Source organism: Streptomyces sp. NPDC044984 (genome assembly GCF_040646935.1).
Lineage (GTDB): Bacteria > Actinomycetota > Actinomycetes > Streptomycetales > Streptomycetaceae > Streptomyces.
Genome location: NZ_JBEZBE010000023.1, coordinates 89,043 through 105,667, shown reverse-complemented (window position 1 = coordinate 105,667; position 16,625 = coordinate 89,043). Strand labels below are relative to the sequence as shown.

Annotated in this window: 14 protein-coding genes; 3 read left to right on the top strand and 11 right to left on the bottom strand. The window is 72.7% G+C overall.

Translation table 11 applies throughout. From position 1 onward, the window contains the following. Nucleotides 1-43: 43 nt before the first annotated feature. The 5 genes from AB0A94_RS24470 to hrcA all read right to left on the bottom strand — a co-directional run bounded on the left by AB0A94_RS24470 (nt 44) and on the right by hrcA (nt 4,773). The gene (locus AB0A94_RS24470) at nt 44-565 is read right to left on the bottom strand and encodes a hypothetical protein (protein WP_361747551.1); all 522 of its coding nucleotides are present in this window, start codon (nt 563-565) and stop codon (nt 44-46) included. A gap of 134 nt (nt 566-699) precedes the next feature. Continuing rightward, nucleotides 700-1,440 carry a 16S rRNA (uracil(1498)-N(3))-methyltransferase gene (locus AB0A94_RS24465; protein WP_361747549.1) on the bottom strand — a complete coding sequence of 247 codons (741 nt, stop codon included), beginning with the start codon at nt 1,438-1,440 and terminating at the stop codon, nt 700-702. Then, a complete protein-coding gene (locus AB0A94_RS24460; protein ID WP_361747547.1) occupies nt 1,437-2,510 on the bottom strand; it encodes a nitronate monooxygenase in 1,074 nt (357 codons plus the stop codon). The genes AB0A94_RS24465 and AB0A94_RS24460 overlap by 4 nt, the downstream gene beginning before the upstream one ends. Before the next feature lie 110 nt (nt 2,511-2,620). Next, the gene (dnaJ, locus tag AB0A94_RS24455) at nt 2,621-3,757 is read right to left on the bottom strand and encodes a molecular chaperone DnaJ (RefSeq protein WP_361747544.1); all 1,137 of its coding nucleotides are present in this window, start codon (nt 3,755-3,757) and stop codon (nt 2,621-2,623) included. Further along, nucleotides 3,757-4,773, bottom strand: coding sequence for a heat-inducible transcriptional repressor HrcA (hrcA, locus tag AB0A94_RS24450; RefSeq protein ID WP_217127857.1), 1,017 nt, complete (start codon nt 4,771-4,773; stop codon nt 3,757-3,759). Before hrcA ends, dnaJ begins: the two co-directional genes overlap by 1 nt. 169 nt (nt 4,774-4,942) lie before the next feature. Between hrcA and AB0A94_RS24445 the strand changes: the two genes are divergently transcribed. Both AB0A94_RS24445 and AB0A94_RS24440 read left to right on the top strand, forming a co-directional pair. After that, the gene (locus tag AB0A94_RS24445; RefSeq protein WP_361747542.1) at nt 4,943-5,677 is read left to right on the top strand and encodes an MBL fold metallo-hydrolase; all 735 of its coding nucleotides are present in this window, start codon (nt 4,943-4,945) and stop codon (nt 5,675-5,677) included. A gap of 34 nt (nt 5,678-5,711) precedes the next feature. Further along, nucleotides 5,712-6,518 (top strand): DUF3097 domain-containing protein, encoded by an 807-nt coding sequence (locus tag AB0A94_RS24440; protein ID WP_217127855.1) that lies wholly within the window; start codon nt 5,712-5,714, stop codon nt 6,516-6,518. Between the two features lie 118 nt (nt 6,519-6,636). Here the strand turns inward: AB0A94_RS24440 and hemW are convergent, their stop codons facing one another. From hemW to lepA, 4 genes are all read right to left on the bottom strand, one after another. Further along, a complete protein-coding gene (gene hemW / locus AB0A94_RS24435; protein ID WP_361747540.1) occupies nt 6,637-7,869 on the bottom strand; it encodes a radical SAM family heme chaperone HemW in 1,233 nt (410 codons plus the stop codon). A 27-nt stretch (nt 7,870-7,896) separates the two neighbouring features. After that, entirely contained in the window at nt 7,897-10,008 is a 2,112-nt protein-coding gene (locus AB0A94_RS24430; RefSeq protein ID WP_361747538.1) for an ATP-binding SpoIIE family protein phosphatase, read from the bottom strand. A 486-nt stretch (nt 10,009-10,494) separates the two neighbouring features. Further along, on the bottom strand, nt 10,495-12,369 hold the full coding sequence (locus tag AB0A94_RS24425) for an AMP-dependent synthetase/ligase (protein ID WP_361747536.1): 1,875 nt from the start codon (nt 12,367-12,369) through the stop codon (nt 10,495-10,497). 260 nt (nt 12,370-12,629) lie between these two features. Then, entirely contained in the window at nt 12,630-14,498 is a 1,869-nt protein-coding gene (lepA, locus tag AB0A94_RS24420) for a translation elongation factor 4 (RefSeq protein ID WP_361747534.1), read from the bottom strand. Nucleotides 14,499-14,740: 242 nt separating this feature from the next. On the opposite strand from lepA, the gene rpsT reads away from it, so the two are divergent. Continuing rightward, nucleotides 14,741-15,007 (top strand): 30S ribosomal protein S20, encoded by a 267-nt coding sequence (gene rpsT / locus AB0A94_RS24415; RefSeq protein ID WP_030858234.1) that lies wholly within the window; start codon nt 14,741-14,743, stop codon nt 15,005-15,007. A gap of 195 nt (nt 15,008-15,202) precedes the next feature. Here the strand turns inward: rpsT and holA are convergent, their stop codons facing one another. Continuing rightward, nucleotides 15,203-16,192, bottom strand: a complete 990-nt coding sequence (gene holA / locus AB0A94_RS24410) for a DNA polymerase III subunit delta (protein ID WP_361747532.1) — start codon at nt 16,190-16,192, stop codon at nt 15,203-15,205. A gap of 55 nt (nt 16,193-16,247) precedes the next feature. Continuing rightward, nucleotides 16,248-16,502 (bottom strand): hypothetical protein, encoded by a 255-nt coding sequence (locus AB0A94_RS24405; protein ID WP_361747530.1) that lies wholly within the window; start codon nt 16,500-16,502, stop codon nt 16,248-16,250. Nucleotides 16,503-16,625 lie beyond the last annotated feature (123 nt).

The window sequence follows — 16,625 nt, the reverse complement described above, 5'->3', positions numbered from 1 at the left end:
ATCACCCTATGCAGGCGCGGGCGGTCCTGGACAGGGGTTCCGATCACTTGCCCTCGACGGGGCGACACGACGGGTACTGCTCGCACCACACGGTCGTCGTGACGGTCACGGTGACGGTGGGGTCCGGGCCTCGGTGCGTGGGGTCGCCCACGCGCGGCGGGCTGGTGGAGTCGCAGTCGCCCAGGCCGTCGACCCGGAACACCTGCTTCCCGCCGACCTTCGCGGTGATGTTCCCGCGGACGCAGGCACCGTTGACGGCGTGGGTGATCTTCCCGGTGACGGTGATCTCCTTGCCGTCCCGCGTCTCGCCCTGGCAGTCAACGGAGGCGACGGTGTCCTCGTCCGCGGACGGTGAGCGGTCCTTGTCCCCGAAGGACGCGGTGCAGCTGAGCCAGCGCACGCCGGCCTTCTGCCGGTTGAGCTCCTCGGTCACGGTCTCGTCGGTCGTGAACGCGACGGCCGCGGAGCTGAGTCCGCCGCCCTCGCACGCGGTGACCCCGGCCACGGCGGCCACGGCGAAGCCGACGGCGAGCACCGGTCGCGGGATCCGTTTCATCGCCCCCATGAACGGCAGCCTGCCACCGTCACCGGCGGCGCGGTAGGGCGCATACGGCCACTTGCTTCCTTCCGTCCCCGTCCTCGGGGGCTCCGCCCCGGGTTCGGGACGGGAAGGGGCGGCGGCGGCGAGGAAACCCCCGGTCAGGACCAGCGCCCCGTACGCCCGAGCAACAGCGCCGCCGCAGCCGTACCGGCCGTGGACGTACGCAGCACACTCCGCCCCAGCCGGTAGGCCCGCGCCCCGGCCGCCTCGAAGAGGGCCAACTCCTCCGGGGAGACACCGCCCTCGGGCCCGACGACCAGCACGATCTCGCCGGAGGTGGGGAGTTCGGCGGTCGCGAGGGGTTCGGTGCCGCTCTCGTGCAGCACGGCCGCGAACTCCGCATCGGCGAGAAGTGAGGCAACCCGCCTGCTCGTCGCCGCGTCCGCGACCTCGGGGAAGCGCACCCGGCGGGACTGCTTGCCGGCCTCCCGGGCCGTCGCCCGCCACTTGGCGAGGGACTTCAGCCCGCGCTCGCCCTTCCACTGCGTGATGCAGCGGGAGGCCGCCCACGGCACGACCACGTCGACGCCGACCTCGGTCATCGTCTCCACGGCCACCTCGCCCCGGTCACCCTTGGGCAGCGCCTGGACGACCGTCAGCCGGGGGAACTCCTCGGGTTCCTCGACGACTTCACCGAGCCGCACGATCAACCGGTCCTTGCCCTCGGCGGCATCCACCTCGCCCTCGGCCCAGCGCCCGGCCCCGTCGGTGAGGACGACCCCCTCACCGGCCCGCAGCCGCTTCACGGAGACGGCGTGCCGCCCCTCGGGGCCGTCGAGCACGTAACGGCCGGTGCCGTCCGTGTCGAAGTGGTCGACGACGAACACCGGCGCGGTCATCGGGCACCTCCCGCCGACAACGCCGTGCGGGCGGCGGCCAGTTCGGCGGCCAGCACCTCCACCAGCTGCCCGGCGGGCAGTTCGCGGGCCATCCGGTGGCCCTGCCCCGCCCACAGCGCCAGGCCCTGCGCGTCACCGGCCTTGGCGGCGGCCTTGCGCAGCGGCGCGGTGAGGTGGTGGACGTCCGGGTAGGCGGCGGGCGCGTACGGGCCGTGCTCGCGCAGGAAGCGGTTGACCAGGGCGCGGGCCGGGCGGCCGGAGAAGGCGCGGGTCAGCTCGGTGCGGCCGTACAGGGGGTCGGTGAGGGCCTGCTTGTGCAGGGCGTGGGCGCCGGACTCGTGGGCGGCGACGAAGGCCGTGCCGAGCTGGGCCGCGTCGGCACCGGCCGCGAGGACCGCGGCGATCTGGCCGCCGCGCATGATGCCGCCGGCGGCGACGACCGGGATGCCGACGGACTCCCGGACCTGGGCGACGAGGGAGAGCAGTCCGAGGCCGGAGCCGTCCACCTCCGGCATGTCGCGGTGGGTGCCCTGGTGGCCGCCGGCCTCCACGCCCTGCGCGATCACCGCGTCGGCGCCGGCCCGTTCCACGGCCTGGGCCTCCTCCGCGGTCGTGGCGGTGACCAGCGTGAGCGTACCGACGCGGCGCAGGGAGTCCAGGACCTCGCGGGCCGGCACACCGAAGTGGAACGACACCACCGGCACCGGGTTGTCCAGCAGCACGGCGAGCTTGGCGTCGTAGCCGTCGTCGCGGCCGCTGTCGGGGTCGCCGAGCTCGGTCTCGTACCAGGAGGCCTCACCGGCCAGCTGGTGGGCGTAGACGCCGACGGCGGCCGGGGCGGCCGTCTCCGGCTGCGGCAGGAAGAGGTTGACGCCGAAGGGCCGGGAGGTCAGTCCCCGCAGTTGCTTGATCTCCTGGTACATCCCGTCCGCGGTCTTGTACCCGGCGGCCAGGAAACCGAGCCCGCCCGCCTCGGACACGGCCGCGGCGAGCTGCGGCACGGCGACACCGCCCGCCATGGGTGCCTGCACGATCGGGTGCGGGCAGATATCGGTCAGCACGGAGGACATGACGGCATGTTGTCACGTCCTCCGACCAACGCCGAATCCGCCCTTCCTCTTGGCATAAGCCACTTTTCGGCGGGGCGGCGACAAGGGCGCCGCCCCGCCGAACGAGCGCGTCAGCGCCCGTTGAAGGCGTCCTTCAACCGCGAGAACAGCCCTTGCTGCCCCGGCTGGAACTGCCCCGTGGGCCGTTCCTCTCCCCGGAGCTTGGCCAGCTCGCGGAGCAGGCGTTCCTGTTCCGGGTCGAGCTTGGTCGGGGTCTGGACCTCGACGTGGACGATGAGGTCGCCCCGGCCGCCGCCGCGCAGGTGCGTGACGCCCCGGCCGTGCAGCGGGATCGACTGGCCGGACTGGGTACCGGGCCGGATGTCGACCTCCTCCATGCCGTCCAGCGTCTCCAGCGGCACCTTGGTGCCGAGGGCCGCCGCCGTCATCGGGAGGGTGACCGTGCAGTGCAGGTCGTCGCCGCGCCGCTGGAACTGCGCGTGCGGGAGCTCGTGGATCTCCACGTACAGGTCTCCGGCGGGACCGCCGCCGGGCCCGACCTCGCCCTCGCCGGCCAGCTGGATCCGGGTGCCGTTGTCCACACCGGCCGGGATCTTGACCGTGAGGGTGCGCCGGGAACGGATCCGGCCGTCGCCCGCGCACTCCGGGCACGGGGTGGGGACGACGGTGCCGAAGCCCTGGCACTGCGGGCAGGGGCGGGAGGTCATGACCTGGCCCAGGAAGGACCGCGTGACCTGCGAGACCTCACCGCGGCCCCGGCACATGTCACAGGTCTGCGCGCTGGTGCCGGGCGCGGCGCCCTCACCGCTGCACGTCGTGCAGACGACGGCCGTGTCGACCTGGATGTCCTTGGTCGTGCCGAACGCGGCCTCGTCGAGCTCGACGTCGATGCGGATCATCGCGTCCTGGCCCCGGCGGGTGCGCGAGCGCGGCCCGCGCTGCGACGCCGTGCCGAAGAACGCGTCCATGATGTCGGAGAAGTTGCCGAAGCCACCCGCCCCGAAGCCGCCCGCGCCACCGCCGCCGGTCTGCGAGAGGGGGTCGCCGCCGAGGTCGTAGACCTGCTTCTTCTGCGGGTCCGACAGCACCTCGTAGGCGGCGTTGATCTCCTTGAACCGCTCCTGCGTCTTGGGATCAGGATTGACGTCCGGGTGCAGCTCGCGGGCGAGCCGCCGGAAGGCCTTCTTGATCTCCTCCTGCGAGGCGTCGCGGCGCACGCCGAGTACGGCGTAGTAGTCCGTGGCCACTACGACTCCGCCAGGATCTGTCCGACGTACCGTGCCACTGCGCGTACCGCTCCCATCGTTCCCGGGTAATCCATGCGGGTCGGTCCGACCACGCCGAGCTTGGCAACCGCCTCGCCGCCCGAACCGTAGCCGACCGACACGACGGACGTGGAGTTGAGTCCCTCGTAGGCGTTCTCGTGCCCGATGCGCACGGTCATGCCCGAATCCCCCGCCTCACCGAGGAGTTTGAGGAGCACGACCTGCTCCTCGAGCGCCTCGAGGACGGGCCGGATCGTGAGGGGGAAGTCATGTCCGAAGCGGGTGAGATTGGCGGTGCCGCCGATCATCAGCCGCTCCTCGTTCTCCTCGACGAGCGTCTCCAGGAGGGTGGAGAGCACCGTCGAGACCGTACCGCGGTCCTCTGCCTCGAACGCCTCGGGGAGATCCTCCACCAGGCTCGGCACATCGGCGAACCGGCGGCCCGCGACCCTGCTGTTCAGACGGGCCCGCAGGTCCGCCAGGGAGGACTCGCCGAACGGCGCCGGGCAGTCGACCATGCGCTGCTCCACCCGGCCGGTGTCCGTGATCAGCACCAGCATCAGCCGCGCGGGGGCCAGGGACAGCAGTTCCACGTGCCGCACCGTGGAGCGGGTCAGCGACGGGTACTGCACGACGGCGACCTGCCGGGTCAGCTGCGCGAGCAGCCGCACGGTCCTGGCCACCACGTCGTCGAGGTCGACGGCGCCGTCGAGGAAGTTCTGGATGGCCCGCCGCTCGGGCGGGCTCATGGGCTTGACGCCGGCGAGCTTGTCGACGAACAGGCGGTAGCCCTTGTCGGTGGGGATGCGCCCGGCGCTGGTGTGCGGCTGGGCGATGAAGCCCTCGTCCTCCAGGGCCGCCATGTCGTTGCGCACGGTGGCCGGGGAGACGCCGAGGTTGTGCCGCTCGGTGAGGGCCTTGGAGCCGACGGGCTCCTCGGTGCCCACGTAGTCCTGGACGATGGCGCGCAGCACCTGGAGCCTGCGTTCACTGAGCATCGCGCACACCTCCAGAGCCTTCCGCGCGGTACCTTCCCTGTCCGCCTGGCACTCTTCGTACGCGAGTGCCAGACTTCCCCGCCCAGTGTACGGCCGGAGGGTACGCCCCGGGCAAGGCCGGTCCCCGCGCCCCCGCGCCGGGCGGCGTCGTCCCCGATAGCGTCCCGGTATGACCGTGACTTGGGAAGAGTCGGGATGGGAGCAAGTGGCCTCCGGAGTGGGGCGGTGCCGGCTGCCGGGGTGGGACTGCACGGTGGGGCTCGTCGCCGGCGCGGACGGGGTGCTGCTCGTCGACGCGGGTTCCGGCCTGGGCGAGGGCGCGCGGTTGCGGACGGAGGCGCAGGCGCTCACCGGTCGCCGTGTGACGCATCTCGCGCTCACCCACCCCCACTTCGACCACGTCCTCGGGGCGGGGGCGTTCGCGGGCGCGGAGGTGTTCGGCGCGGTGGGCATGGACACGGTGCTGACGGGCCGCGGGCGCGAGGAGCTGCGCGCGGACGCGGTGCGTCACGGGCTGGACGCGCGCGTGGCCGAGGAGGCCGTGGACGCACTGGTCCCGCCGCGGCACGCGGTGTCCGGCGAGTGGACGCTCGACCTCGGCCCGGCCGGCGGCCGGCAGGTGCTGCTGGCGAACGTGGGCCCGGGCCACACCGCCCACGACCTCGCGGTCCTCGTCCCCGGCGACCCGGAGGTGGTGTTCTGCGGCGACCTGGTCGAGGAGTCGGGCGAACCGCAGGCCGGCCCCGACGCCGTACCGTCCCACTGGCCGGCCGCGCTGGACCGGCTCCTGGAGTTGGGCGGCGAGGACGCGCGGTACGTCCCCGGCCACGGCGCGGTGGTGGACGCGGCGTTCGTACGGGCCCAGCGCGACGCCCTGGCGGCCCGTTTCGGCGTGTCGCACTGATCGCCGCGGACGGGATCCTCGTATCGTCATCAGAATGCGCCAGTACTCCGCCGATCTGACCCCTCCGTGGAAGAAACCGCAGCCGGTCCCCGAGGTCGCGGCCGAGCCCGGCCTGGTGGTGGAGGAGCCCGGCACCGGCTTCTGCGGCGCGGTGATCCGCTGCGAGGCGGGCACGGTGACGCTGGAGGACCGCTTCGGCAAGCACCGGGTGTTCCCGCTGGAGCCGCGGGGCTTCCTGCTGGAGGGACGCGTGGTGACGCTGGTGCGGCCGGCCGCCGGTCCTCGGCGGCCCGCCCGTACGGCATCCGGTTCGGTGGCCGTCCCCGGCGCGCGGGCGCGGGTGGCCCGCGCGGGGCGCATCTACGTCGAGGGGCGGCACGACGCCGAGCTGGTCGAGAAGGTGTGGGGCGACGACCTGCGCGTCGAGGGGGTGGTCGTGGAGTACCTGGAGGGCGTGGACGACCTGCCGTCGATCGTCGAGGACTTCTCCCCCGGCCCGGACGCGCGGCTGGGCGTCCTGGTGGACCACCTGGTGCCGGGGTCGAAGGAGTGGCGGATCGCGGAGGCGGTGACGAGCGAGCACGCGCTGGTGGTGGGCCACCCGTACATCGACGTCTGGGAGGCGGTGAAGCCGGCGTCGGTCGGCATCGAGGCGTGGCCCCGGGTGCCGCGCGGTCAGGACTGGAAGACGGGGGTGTGCCGGGCGCTGGGCTGGCGCGTGGCGAACACCGGGGAGGCGTGGCAGCGGATCCTCGGCTCGGTGCGCTCGTACAAGGACCTGGAGCCGCAGCTCCTGGGCCGCGTGGAGGAACTGATCGACTTCGTCACGGCACCGGCCTGACCCCGGGGGCCGCGCTCCCGGGCCCCCTTTCCAGCCCTTCCGGCGTTTGAGGAGCGGGGTCCGGGGCGGAGCCCCGGGTCGGGACGGGAAAGGGCGGCGGGGGCGAAGAGACCCCTGTTCAGTCCACCAGGTCCCGCACCACCGCGTCGGCGAGCAACCGCCCCCGCAGGGTGAGGGCCGCGCGGCCCTCGTCGTACGCCCCCTGCCGGAGCAGCCCGTCCGTCAGGGCCCGCCGCGACGCCTCCAGCCCCGCCTCCTTCAGCAGAGACAGCGGCACGCCCTCCTCGAGCCGCAGCTCCAGCAGGATCCGCTCCACCCGCCGGTCCTCGTCCGTCAGGACCTCGCGCCCCGCCCCCGGCGACCGCCCCTCCGCCAGCGCCGCCGCGTACGCGCCCGGGTGCTTGACGTTCCACCAGCGCACCCCGCCCACGTGCGAGTGGGCGCCGGGTCCCGCGCCCCACCAGTCGGCGCCGCGCCAGTACAGCTCGTTGTGCAGGCAGCGGCCGGCTTCGGAGGTGGCCCAGTTCGACACCTCGTACCAGTCGAAGCCCGCCGCGGACAGCATCTCCTCGGCGATCAGGTAGCGGTCCGCGTGCACGTCGTCGTCGGTCATCGGCACCTCGCCGCGGCGGATGCGGCGGGCGAGCTGCGTGCCCTCCTCGACGATCAACGCGTACGCCGAGACGTGGTCGGGACCGGCGCCGATCGCCGCCTCCAGGGACGCCCGCCAGTCGGCGTCGGACTCCCCCGGCGTGCCGTAGATCAGGTCGAGGTTGACGTGCTCGAAGCCGGCCGCGCGGGCCTCGGCGACGCACGCCTCGGGGCGGCCGGGGGTGTGCGTGCGGTCGAGGACCTTGAGCACGTGCTGCCGGGCGCTCTGCATGCCGAAGGAGATGCGGTTGAAGCCGCCCGCGCGGAGGGTCGCCAGGTAGGCCGGGTCGACCGACTCCGGGTTCGCCTCCGTGGTGACCTCCGCGTCCGGCGCCAGCCCGAACTCCTCCCGGATCGCGCCCAGCATCCGTACGAGGTCGTCGGCGGCCAGCAGGGTCGGCGTACCCCCGCCGACGAACACCGTGCGGACCTCGCGCGGGTCGTCCCCCAGCACCTTGCGGGCCAGGCGGACCTCGTCGGTCAGGGTCCCGGCGTAGTTGTCGCGGGAGGCCAGCACCCCGCCGCTGCCGCGCAGCTCGGTCGCGGTGTAGGTGTTGAAGTCGCAGTAGCCGCAGCGGGTCGCGCAGTACGGGACGTGCAGGTAGAACCCGAGGGGGCGGTCGGCGGCCCCGGCGAGCGCGGACGCGGGCAGCGCGCCGTCGGCGGGGACGGGCTCGCCGTCGGGGAGTGCGGAAGGCATGTGCTCCATTGTCCCGCACCGGCCGCGTCATTCCGCCTGGAGCACCAGCAGGGCGAGATCGTCGGCCGGTGGACGGGCCCCGAACTCATGCACGAGCTGTGTGATCCGTTCCGCTATCAGCTCGGCGTCCATCCCCGCGCACCCCGCCAGGGCCACGGCGAGCCCGTCGCCGTCGTCGAACTGGCGGGAGCCGGAGCGCCGCTCGGTGACTCCGTCGGTGACGCAGAGCAGGGTGTCGCCCGAGTACATCTCGAAGGTCTCGCTGGTGTAGGTGGCGTCCTCGACGACCCCGAGCAGGGTCTGCGGCTGGGCGACGGCACGGACCGAGCCGTCGGGGGCGAGCAGCAGGGGCAGGGGGTGTCCGGCGGAGGCAAGGGTGCAGCGGACGCCGCCGGCGAAGGGGACGAGTTCGCCGTAGAGGAGGGAGAGGAAGCGGGTCTGGGGGCCGTCGCCGGGGGCGGTCGGGCGGGCCCCGGCGGCCACCAGGGCGCGGGCCGCGGCGTCGGCGGCCTCGGTGGCGTCGTCGAGGAGGAGCTGGTTGAGGCGGTCGAGGACGTCGGCGACGCGGTAGCCCTCGCGGGCGAGCAGCCGCAGCCAGGGCCGGGCGAGGCCGATGACGACGGCGGCCTCGGGTCCCTTGCCCTGGACGTCGCCGACGGTGAAGCACCAGCGGCCCCGGCCCGCCGGGAAGAGGTCGTAGAAGTCGCCGCTCGGCCCGCCCTTGTCGCAGGGTTCGTAGACGAGGGCGCTGCGCACGCCGGGGATCTCGGCGACGGCGCCGGGCAGCAGTCCGCGCTGGAGGACGGCGCTGATGGTGGCCTGGCGGGAGTACTGCCGGGCGGCCCCGATGGCGAGCGCGACGCGCCGGCCGAGGTCCTCGGCCAGCCCGGTGATCTCGTCGGGGAAGCGGTCGATGCCGCCCCGGCCGATCACCAGCGTGCCGAGCGGGCGCCCGCCGGCGACGAGCCGGTAGGCGAGGGCGGTGCCGGGGGCGGTGGGGTGCCCGGCGGCCCGGTCGTCGGCGTCCGGGGTGCCCGGGGCGTCCAGGGCGTCCAGGGCGTCCGGGGTGTCGAGTGCTCCGTCCGGCCACGGGTAGGGGACGGGTCCGGCCTGTAACGGGTCGCCTGTGTGGGGCGGGTTCCGCTCCAGGGAACGGCTCAGATCCTCGATGCGGTTCTCACTCGCGTGCCAGACACGGGCGAGGCGGGAGCCGTCGGCCCGGCTCACCTCGCTCCAGCCGCCGCCGTGGCCGGTGGTCTCGTCCTCCAGCCACACCGCGCACCAGTCGGCCAGTCGCGGCACGATCAGCTGCCCGGTGAGCGAGGTGACCAGGTCCTCGTCCAGCTGTCCGGCGAGCAGGTCGGAGGCCTCGGCGAGGAAGGAGAGGGCGCCGCGCCCCAGCCAGGTGCCGTCCCGCCCGGGCCGGCGGGCGAGCCAGTCGTCGCCGTACGAGCCGCCGCGCCAGGTGTCACGGGAGGGACCGGACGCTTCCCGGTGGCCGGGCGGGCGTCGGGAGGCCAGCGGGCCGGGGGCGGCCGGCGGGTCGGGGGCGCCCTGCTCCGGCCGGGGCGGCTCCGGCGCGAGGATCTCCGCCACCCTCAGGTCGCGCGCCAGCGTGCGCTCCCCCGCGTACGCCTCGATCTGGTCGTCCGCCGCGCACCCCCCGGCGGTCAGGCGCGCCCACACCGTCTTCGTGCCCGGACGGTAGGTGATGCCCCAGGCCTCAGAGAGCGCGGCGACGAGGCGCAGGCCGCGCCCGTACTCGGGGGTGTCGTGGGGCGATCCCCCCGGCTCGTTGCCGCGCGGCGCGCGGGAGGGGTGCCGGTCGGCGACCTCGACGACGAGTGCGCCGGTCGCCTCCTCCAGCCCGCACGTCAGACGCACCTCGGTGCCGGCGTGCACGACGGCGTTGGTGACGAGTTCGCTGGCGATCAGCGTGACGTCGTCGCCGACGCGGCCGGTGAGGTGTTCGGCGCCGGGCAGGGCGAGTTCCGCCCACTCGGTGAGCGCCTTGCGCAGCAGGGCGCGTGCGGTACCCGGCGCGAGGGGGCTCCCGGGCAGGGTCGCGTCCACCCACGCGCGCTCCCGCGCGCCGGAGGCGCACGAGGCGGTCTCCCGTTGGGTCGGAATGGCCCTCATGGGCAGCTCCCCGGACAGTTCGTACGAATAGAACCTCGATCGCTGCCGACAGGGTGACAGACCGGACCCGCTCATATGCGCCGAGTCACCGAAGTGGACCGTCAGGAGTGAAAACAGTGCTACGCACGCGTTCAGGAACGAACAGAAAGTCGGCCCGTTCCTGGCAGCACCGGAATACGGCCGGGAGCTCGCGCCGTGACGGGCCCGGGGGCCGGCGGCCCTCTTGCAGGACCGCGAAGAAGATGACGGGGGCCGGGGTGTGACGCCCCGCCGGAAGGCGAGCGCGTCCACGAGGAGCAGTCCACGCCCGTGTGCGCCGAGCAGGCAGGGGCCTCCGCCGGTGCAGGCAGCCGCTCCTCCCGGCAGCCCGCGGCCGGCCGGGCGGCGTTCACGGACTTCGCGGCGGCCGGCCGAGCCGCCCCCTCCCCGGGCACAGCGGGCGGGGCGGGGACCACCCCGCCCCGCCCGCTCGTCACTGCGTGACGGTCACGCCTCGCGCGTGCCCTCGTACATCTCCTCGATGAGGTGCTTGTACTCGCGCTCCACCACCGGGCGCTTCAGCTTCAGGCTCGGGGTGATCTCGCCGTGCTCGACGTCGAGGTCGCGGGGCAGGAGGCGGAACTTCTTGATGGTCTGCCAGCGCTGCAGGCCCTCGTTGAGCTGCCTGACGTAGCCGTCGACCATCTCGACCGTGGCGGGGGCGGCGACGATCTCCGCGTACGGCTTGCCCGCCAGGCCGTTCTCGGCCGCCCAGGGGGCGAGGGCGGCCTCGTCGAGGGCGATGAGGGCGGTGCAGTAGTTCCGGTCGGCACCGTGGACGAGGATGTTGGAGACGTAGGGGCAGACCGCCTTGAACTGGCCCTCGACCTCGGCGGGGGCGATGTACTTGCCACCGGAGGTCTTGATCAGGTCCTTCTTGCGGTCGGTGATGCGCAGGTAGCCGTCGGGCGAGAGTTCGCCGATGTCGCCGGTGTGGAACCAGCCGTCCTCCTCCAGGACCTCGGCGGTCTTCTCGGGCAGGTTGTGGTAGCCCTGCATGATGCCGGGGCCGCGCAGCAGGATCTCGCCGTCGTCGGCGATGCGGACCTCGGTGCCGGGCAGCGGCTTGCCGACGGTGCCGGTGCGGTAGGCCTCCCCCGGGTTGACGAAGGAGGCGGCGGAGGACTCGGTGAGGCCGTAGCCCTCCAGGATGTGGATGCCGGCGCCGGAGAAGAAGTAGCCGATCTCGGGGGCGAGCGCCGCCGAGCCGGAGACGCAGGCGCGCAGGTTGCCGCCGAAGGCCTCGCGGATCTTGGCGTAGACGAGCTTGTCGGCGACGCCGTGCTTCGCCGAGAGGCCGAAGGGGGCGCTCGCGGTGCCGGTGCGGCGGAAGTTGTCCTGGGTGACCTTGGCGTACTCGCGGGCGACGCCCGCGGCCCACTGGAAGATCTTGTACTTGGCTCCGCCGCCGGCCTTCGCCTTGGCGGCCACGCCGTTGTAGACCTTCTCGAAGATGCGGGGCACGGCCGCCATGTAGGTCGGCCGGACCACCGGGAGGTTCTCGATGATCTTGTCGACGCGGCCGTCGACGGCGGTGACGTGGCCGACCTCGATCTGGCCGGAGGTGAGCACCTTGCCGAAGACGTGCGCGAGCGGCAGCCACAGGTACTGCACGTCGTCGCCGCCGACCAGCCCGGTCGCGGCGATCGCCTTCGCCATGTACGACCAGCAGTCGTGCGGCAGGCGCACGCCCTTGGGGCGGCCGGTGGTGCCGGAGGTGTAGATCAGGGTGGCGAGCTGGTCCTTGGTGAGCGCGGCGACCCGCTCCTTGATCAGCTCCGGTTCCTGCTGGAGCCGGGCGGCGCCGCGCTTCTCCAGGTCGGCGAGGGTGATCACGAAGTCGTCGGTCTCGGCGCCGGCCGGGTCGACGACCACGACGCGGGTGAGCTCGGGCAGCTCGGCGCGCTTCTCGACCGCCTTGGCCGCCTGCTCGGCGTTCTCCGCGATGAGCACCCGGCTCTGGGAGTCGGACAGGATGTAGGCGGACTCGTCGGCGTTGGTCTGCGGGTAGACCGTGGTGGTGGCGGCGCCGGCGCAGAGGATGCCGAGGTCGGCGAGGATCCACTCGACCCGGGTGGCGGAGGCCAGCGCGACCCGCTCCTCGGGCTCGACGCCCAGCTCGATCAGGCCGGCCGCGATGGCGTGGACCCGCTCGGCGGCGCCCGCCCAGGTGAGGGACTTCCAGTCGTCGGGGCCCGTACCGGAGGCCGCCGGGACCGGGTAGCGGTAGGCCTCGGCGTCCGGTGTGGCCGCCACGCGCTCCAGGAAGAGGGTCGCCACGCTCGGCGGACGGTTCTCGATCAGTGTCTGTGTGTCGCTCACGACGTCCTCCGGGGCCCGCGACGGTGCGGCTGGCTCAGTGGGGCTTGGGTTTCCTCGCGCCGTTGTTTAACTGGCGAGTAACTATCGAGTGGGGATCAGAGTAGAGGCCGACCGGCGATGACGTAAGGGCCTGCGGCCTGTTACTTCGTACAGATGGCTACCCCGTGAACGCGCGGGGCCCGCCGCACTCGCGTGCGACGGGCCCCCGTTCCGCCCGGTTCGCGGAGTGACCCGCGGTAACCGCCGGGCCGCTTCCCCGGCTACTTCTTGCCCTTGCCGGATCCCGCGCTGTCGTCACTGGAGAGGACGGCGATGAAGGCCTCCTGCGGGACCTCCACGGAACCCACCATCTTCATCCGCTTCTTGCCCTCCTTCTGCTTCTCCAGCAGCTTCCGCTTGCGGGAGATGTCACCGCCGTAGCACTTGGCGAGGACGTCCTTGCGGATGGCGCGGATGGTCTCGCGGGCGATGACCCGGGAGCCGATGGCGGCCTGCACCGGGACCTCGAAGGCCTGCCGCGGGATGAGCTCCTTGAGCTTGGCGACGAGCCGTACGCCGTACGCGTACGCCTGGTCCTTGTGGGTGATCGCGGAGAACGCGTCCACCTTGTCGCCGTGCAGCAGGATGTCGACCTTCACCAGGCTGGAGGTCTGCTCGCCGGTGGGCTCGTAGTCCAGGGAGGCGTAGCCGCGAGTCTTGGACTTCAGCTGGTCGAAGAAGTCGAAGACGATCTCGGCGAGCGGGAGGGTGTAGCGGATCTCCACCCGGTCCTCGGAGAGGTAGTCCATGCCGAGCAGGACGCCGCGCCGGGTCTGGCACAGCTCCATGATCGAGCCGATGAACTCGCTGGGCGCCAGGATGGTGGCGCGCACCACCGGCTCGTACACCTCGCCGATCTTCCCCTCGGGGAACTCGCTCGGGTTGGTGACGATGTGCTCGCTGCCGTCCTCCATGACCACCCGGTAGACCACGTTCGGCGCGGTGGCGATCAGGTCGAGGCCGAACTCGCGCTCCAGGCGCTCGCGGATCACGTCCAGGTGCAGCAGGCCGAGGAAGCCGACGCGGAAACCGAAGCCGAGGGCGGCGGAGGTCTCCGGCTCGTAGACCAGGGCGGCGTCGTTGAGCTGGAGCTTGTCGAGGGCCTCGCGCAGCTCCGGGTAGTCGGAGCCGTCCAGCGGGTAGAGGCCGGAGAACACCATCGGCTTGGGGTCCTTGTAGCCGCCGAGCGCCTCCTCGGCGCCCTTGTGCTGGCTGGTGACGGTGTCACCGACCTTCGACTGGCGGACGTCCTTCACACCGGTGATGAGGTAGCCCACCTCGCCGACGCCGAGGCCGTCGGCGGGCAGCATCTCCGGGGAGTTGGTGCCGATCTCCAGCAGCTCGTGGGTCGCGCCGGTGGACATCATCCGGATCCGCTCGCGCTTGTTGAGCTGGCCGTCGATGACACGGACGTACGTCACGACACCGCGGTAGGAGTCGTAGACCGAGTCGAAGATCATCGCGCGGGCGGGGGCGTCCTTGACGCCGACCGGGGGCGGGATCTCGGCGACCACCTTGTCCAGCAGCGCCTCGACGCCGAGACCGGTCTTCGCGGAGACCTTGAGCACGTCGTCGGGGTCGCAGCCGACCAGGTTCGCCAGCTCCTCGGCGAACTTCTCCGGCTGCGCGGCCGGCAGGTCGATCTTGTTCAGTACGGGGATGATCGTGAGGTCGTTCTCCATCGCCAGGTAGAGGTTGGCGAGGGTCTGGGCCTCGATGCCCTGGGCGGCGTCGACGAGGAGGATGGTCCCCTCGCACGCGGCGAGCGACCGCGAGACCTCGTAGGTGAAGTCGACGTGCCCGGGGGTGTCGATCATGTTGAGGATGTGCGTGTTGCCCTGGTCGTGGGTGGGCGCCCACGGCAACCGCACCGCCTGGGACTTGATCGTGATGCCGCGCTCGCGCTCGATGTCCATGCGGTCGAGGTACTGAGCGCGCATCTGCCGCTGCTCGACCACACCGGTCAGCTGGAGCATCCGGTCGGCGAGCGTGGACTTGCCGTGGTCGATGTGCGCGATGATGCAGAAATTGCGGATCAGCGCGGGGTCGGTACGGCTCGGCTCGGGCACATGGCTGGGGATCGCGGGCACGCAGGGTCCTGATTCTTGAGGCGTCCGCATACGTGTGCTTGTGCGTCTGCGGTCTCGGGTCGGATCGATACGTAGCTTCCATCGTCCCACGGGTGGCGACCGGAGACGGGTTTGGGCCACTGAATGAGCCGCTGGTAGTGTGGGGGGCTGTGTCTCATGCCCTCTCAGCGCGAGGCACACCCCAAGAAATCACCGGTGCGGGTCCACTGCGATCCCGTACCAGAACCTGTAGAGGCTCATTCGTGGCGAACATCAAGTCCCAGATCAAGCGGAACAAGACCAACGAGAAGGCCCGGCTGCGCAACAAGGCCGTCAAGTCCTCTCTGAAGACCGCGATCCGCAAGGCCCGCGAGGCCGCCGCCGCGGGTGACGTCGAGAAGGCCACCGAGTACCAGCGCGCCGCCGCGCGTCAGCTCGACAAGGCCGTCTCCAAGGGCGTCATCCACAAGAACCAGGCCGCCAACAAGAAGTCGGCGCTGGCGCAGAAGGTCGCGGCCGTCAAGGGCTGAACCACCCTTTTGATCTGACCGTCGGCGGGACTCCGGGCGGGCCCTCTCTCATCCGCCCCCGGCCGGCACCCCGAGCCCGTACGCGGCCTGCGTTCGCCACGCGGGTACGGGCTCACACGTTTCGACCGAAGGCCCCGCCCTCACACCCTTCCCCGGGTGGTGGGCGGGGCCTTCGGCCTTCCCCGTTCCGTTCCGCTAAGCCCGTCCCCGCGAGCGGGCCGCGCGGGCGATCGTGACGACCGCCTTCTCCAGGGCGTACTCCGGGTCGTCCCCGCCGCCCTTCACGCCCGCGTCCGCCTCGGCGACCGCGCGCAGGGCGACGGCCACGCCGTCCGGGGTCCAGCCGCGCATCTGCTGCCGCACCCGGTCGATCTTCCACGGCGGCATGCCCAGCTCGCGGGCGAGATCGGCCGGTCTGCCGCCGCGCGCCGACGACAGCTTGCCGATCGCCCGTACGCCCTGGGCCAGCGCGCTGGTGATCAGCACCGGGGCCACTCCCGTCGACAGCGACCAGCGCAGGGCCTCCAGGGCCTCCGCCGCGCGTCCCTCGACCGCCCGGTCGGCGACCTCGAAACTCGACGCCTCGGCCCGCCCGGTGTAGTACCGCCCGACGACCACCTCGTCGATCGTGCCCTCGACGTCCGCGACCAGCTGGGTCACCGCCGAGGCCAGCTCCCGCAGGTCGCTGCCGATGGCGTCGACCAGCGCCTGGCACGCCTCCGGGGTGGCCGATCGGCCGGTGGTGCGGAACTCGCCCCGCACGAAGGCCAGCCGGTCCGCCGGCTTGGTCATCTTCGGGCACGCCACCTCCCGCGCCCCCGCCTTGCGCGCCGCGTCGAGCAGTCCCTTGCCCTTGGCACCGCCCGCGTGCAGCAGGACGAGGGTGATCTCCTCGGCGGGCGAGCCGAGGTACGCCTTCACGTCCTTGACGGTGTCGGCCGACAGGTCCTGCGCGTTGCGTACGACGACGACCTTGCGCTCCGCGAAGAGCGACGGGCTGGTCAGCTCGGCGAGGGTGCCGGGCTGGAGCTGGTCCGGTGTCAGGTCGCGTACGTCCGTGTCGGCGTCGGCGGCCCTCGCGGCGGCCACCACCTCCCGCACGGCGCGGTCGAGCAGCAGGTCCTCCTGGCCCACGGCGAGCGTCACCGGGGCGAGGGGGTCGTCGGATGCGGTCTTCCTGGCCATCGCGACAAGCATCCCACGCGCCACCGACAACGCCGCCCGGTCGGCGGCTGCCGGGCTACGGCTCCTCCCGCCAGCCGTCCCACTCCGCCACGAACCCGTCCAGCTCCGCGGGGTCCAGCCGGGCCGACTCGTCCCGCAGGACGACGAGCCACTGCGCGTCCTCCGCGTCGTCCTCACCGGCGAGCGCGTCCCGCACCAGCCGGGGCTCCTCGTCCACGCCGAACCGTTCCCCGAGGGCCTCGGCCACCTCCTCCGCGGCCTCACGGTCGGGCAGCACCAGCACATGTCGCACATCACTCACACGGGCCATTGTCCGGCACCGGGTCAGCCGCCCGTCCCGGTGCCGGGGTCAACCGCCCGTCCCAGTGCCGGGTCAGCCGCCCGTCCCAGTGCCGGGTCAGCCATCCGTCCCAGTGCCGGGTCAGCCATCCGT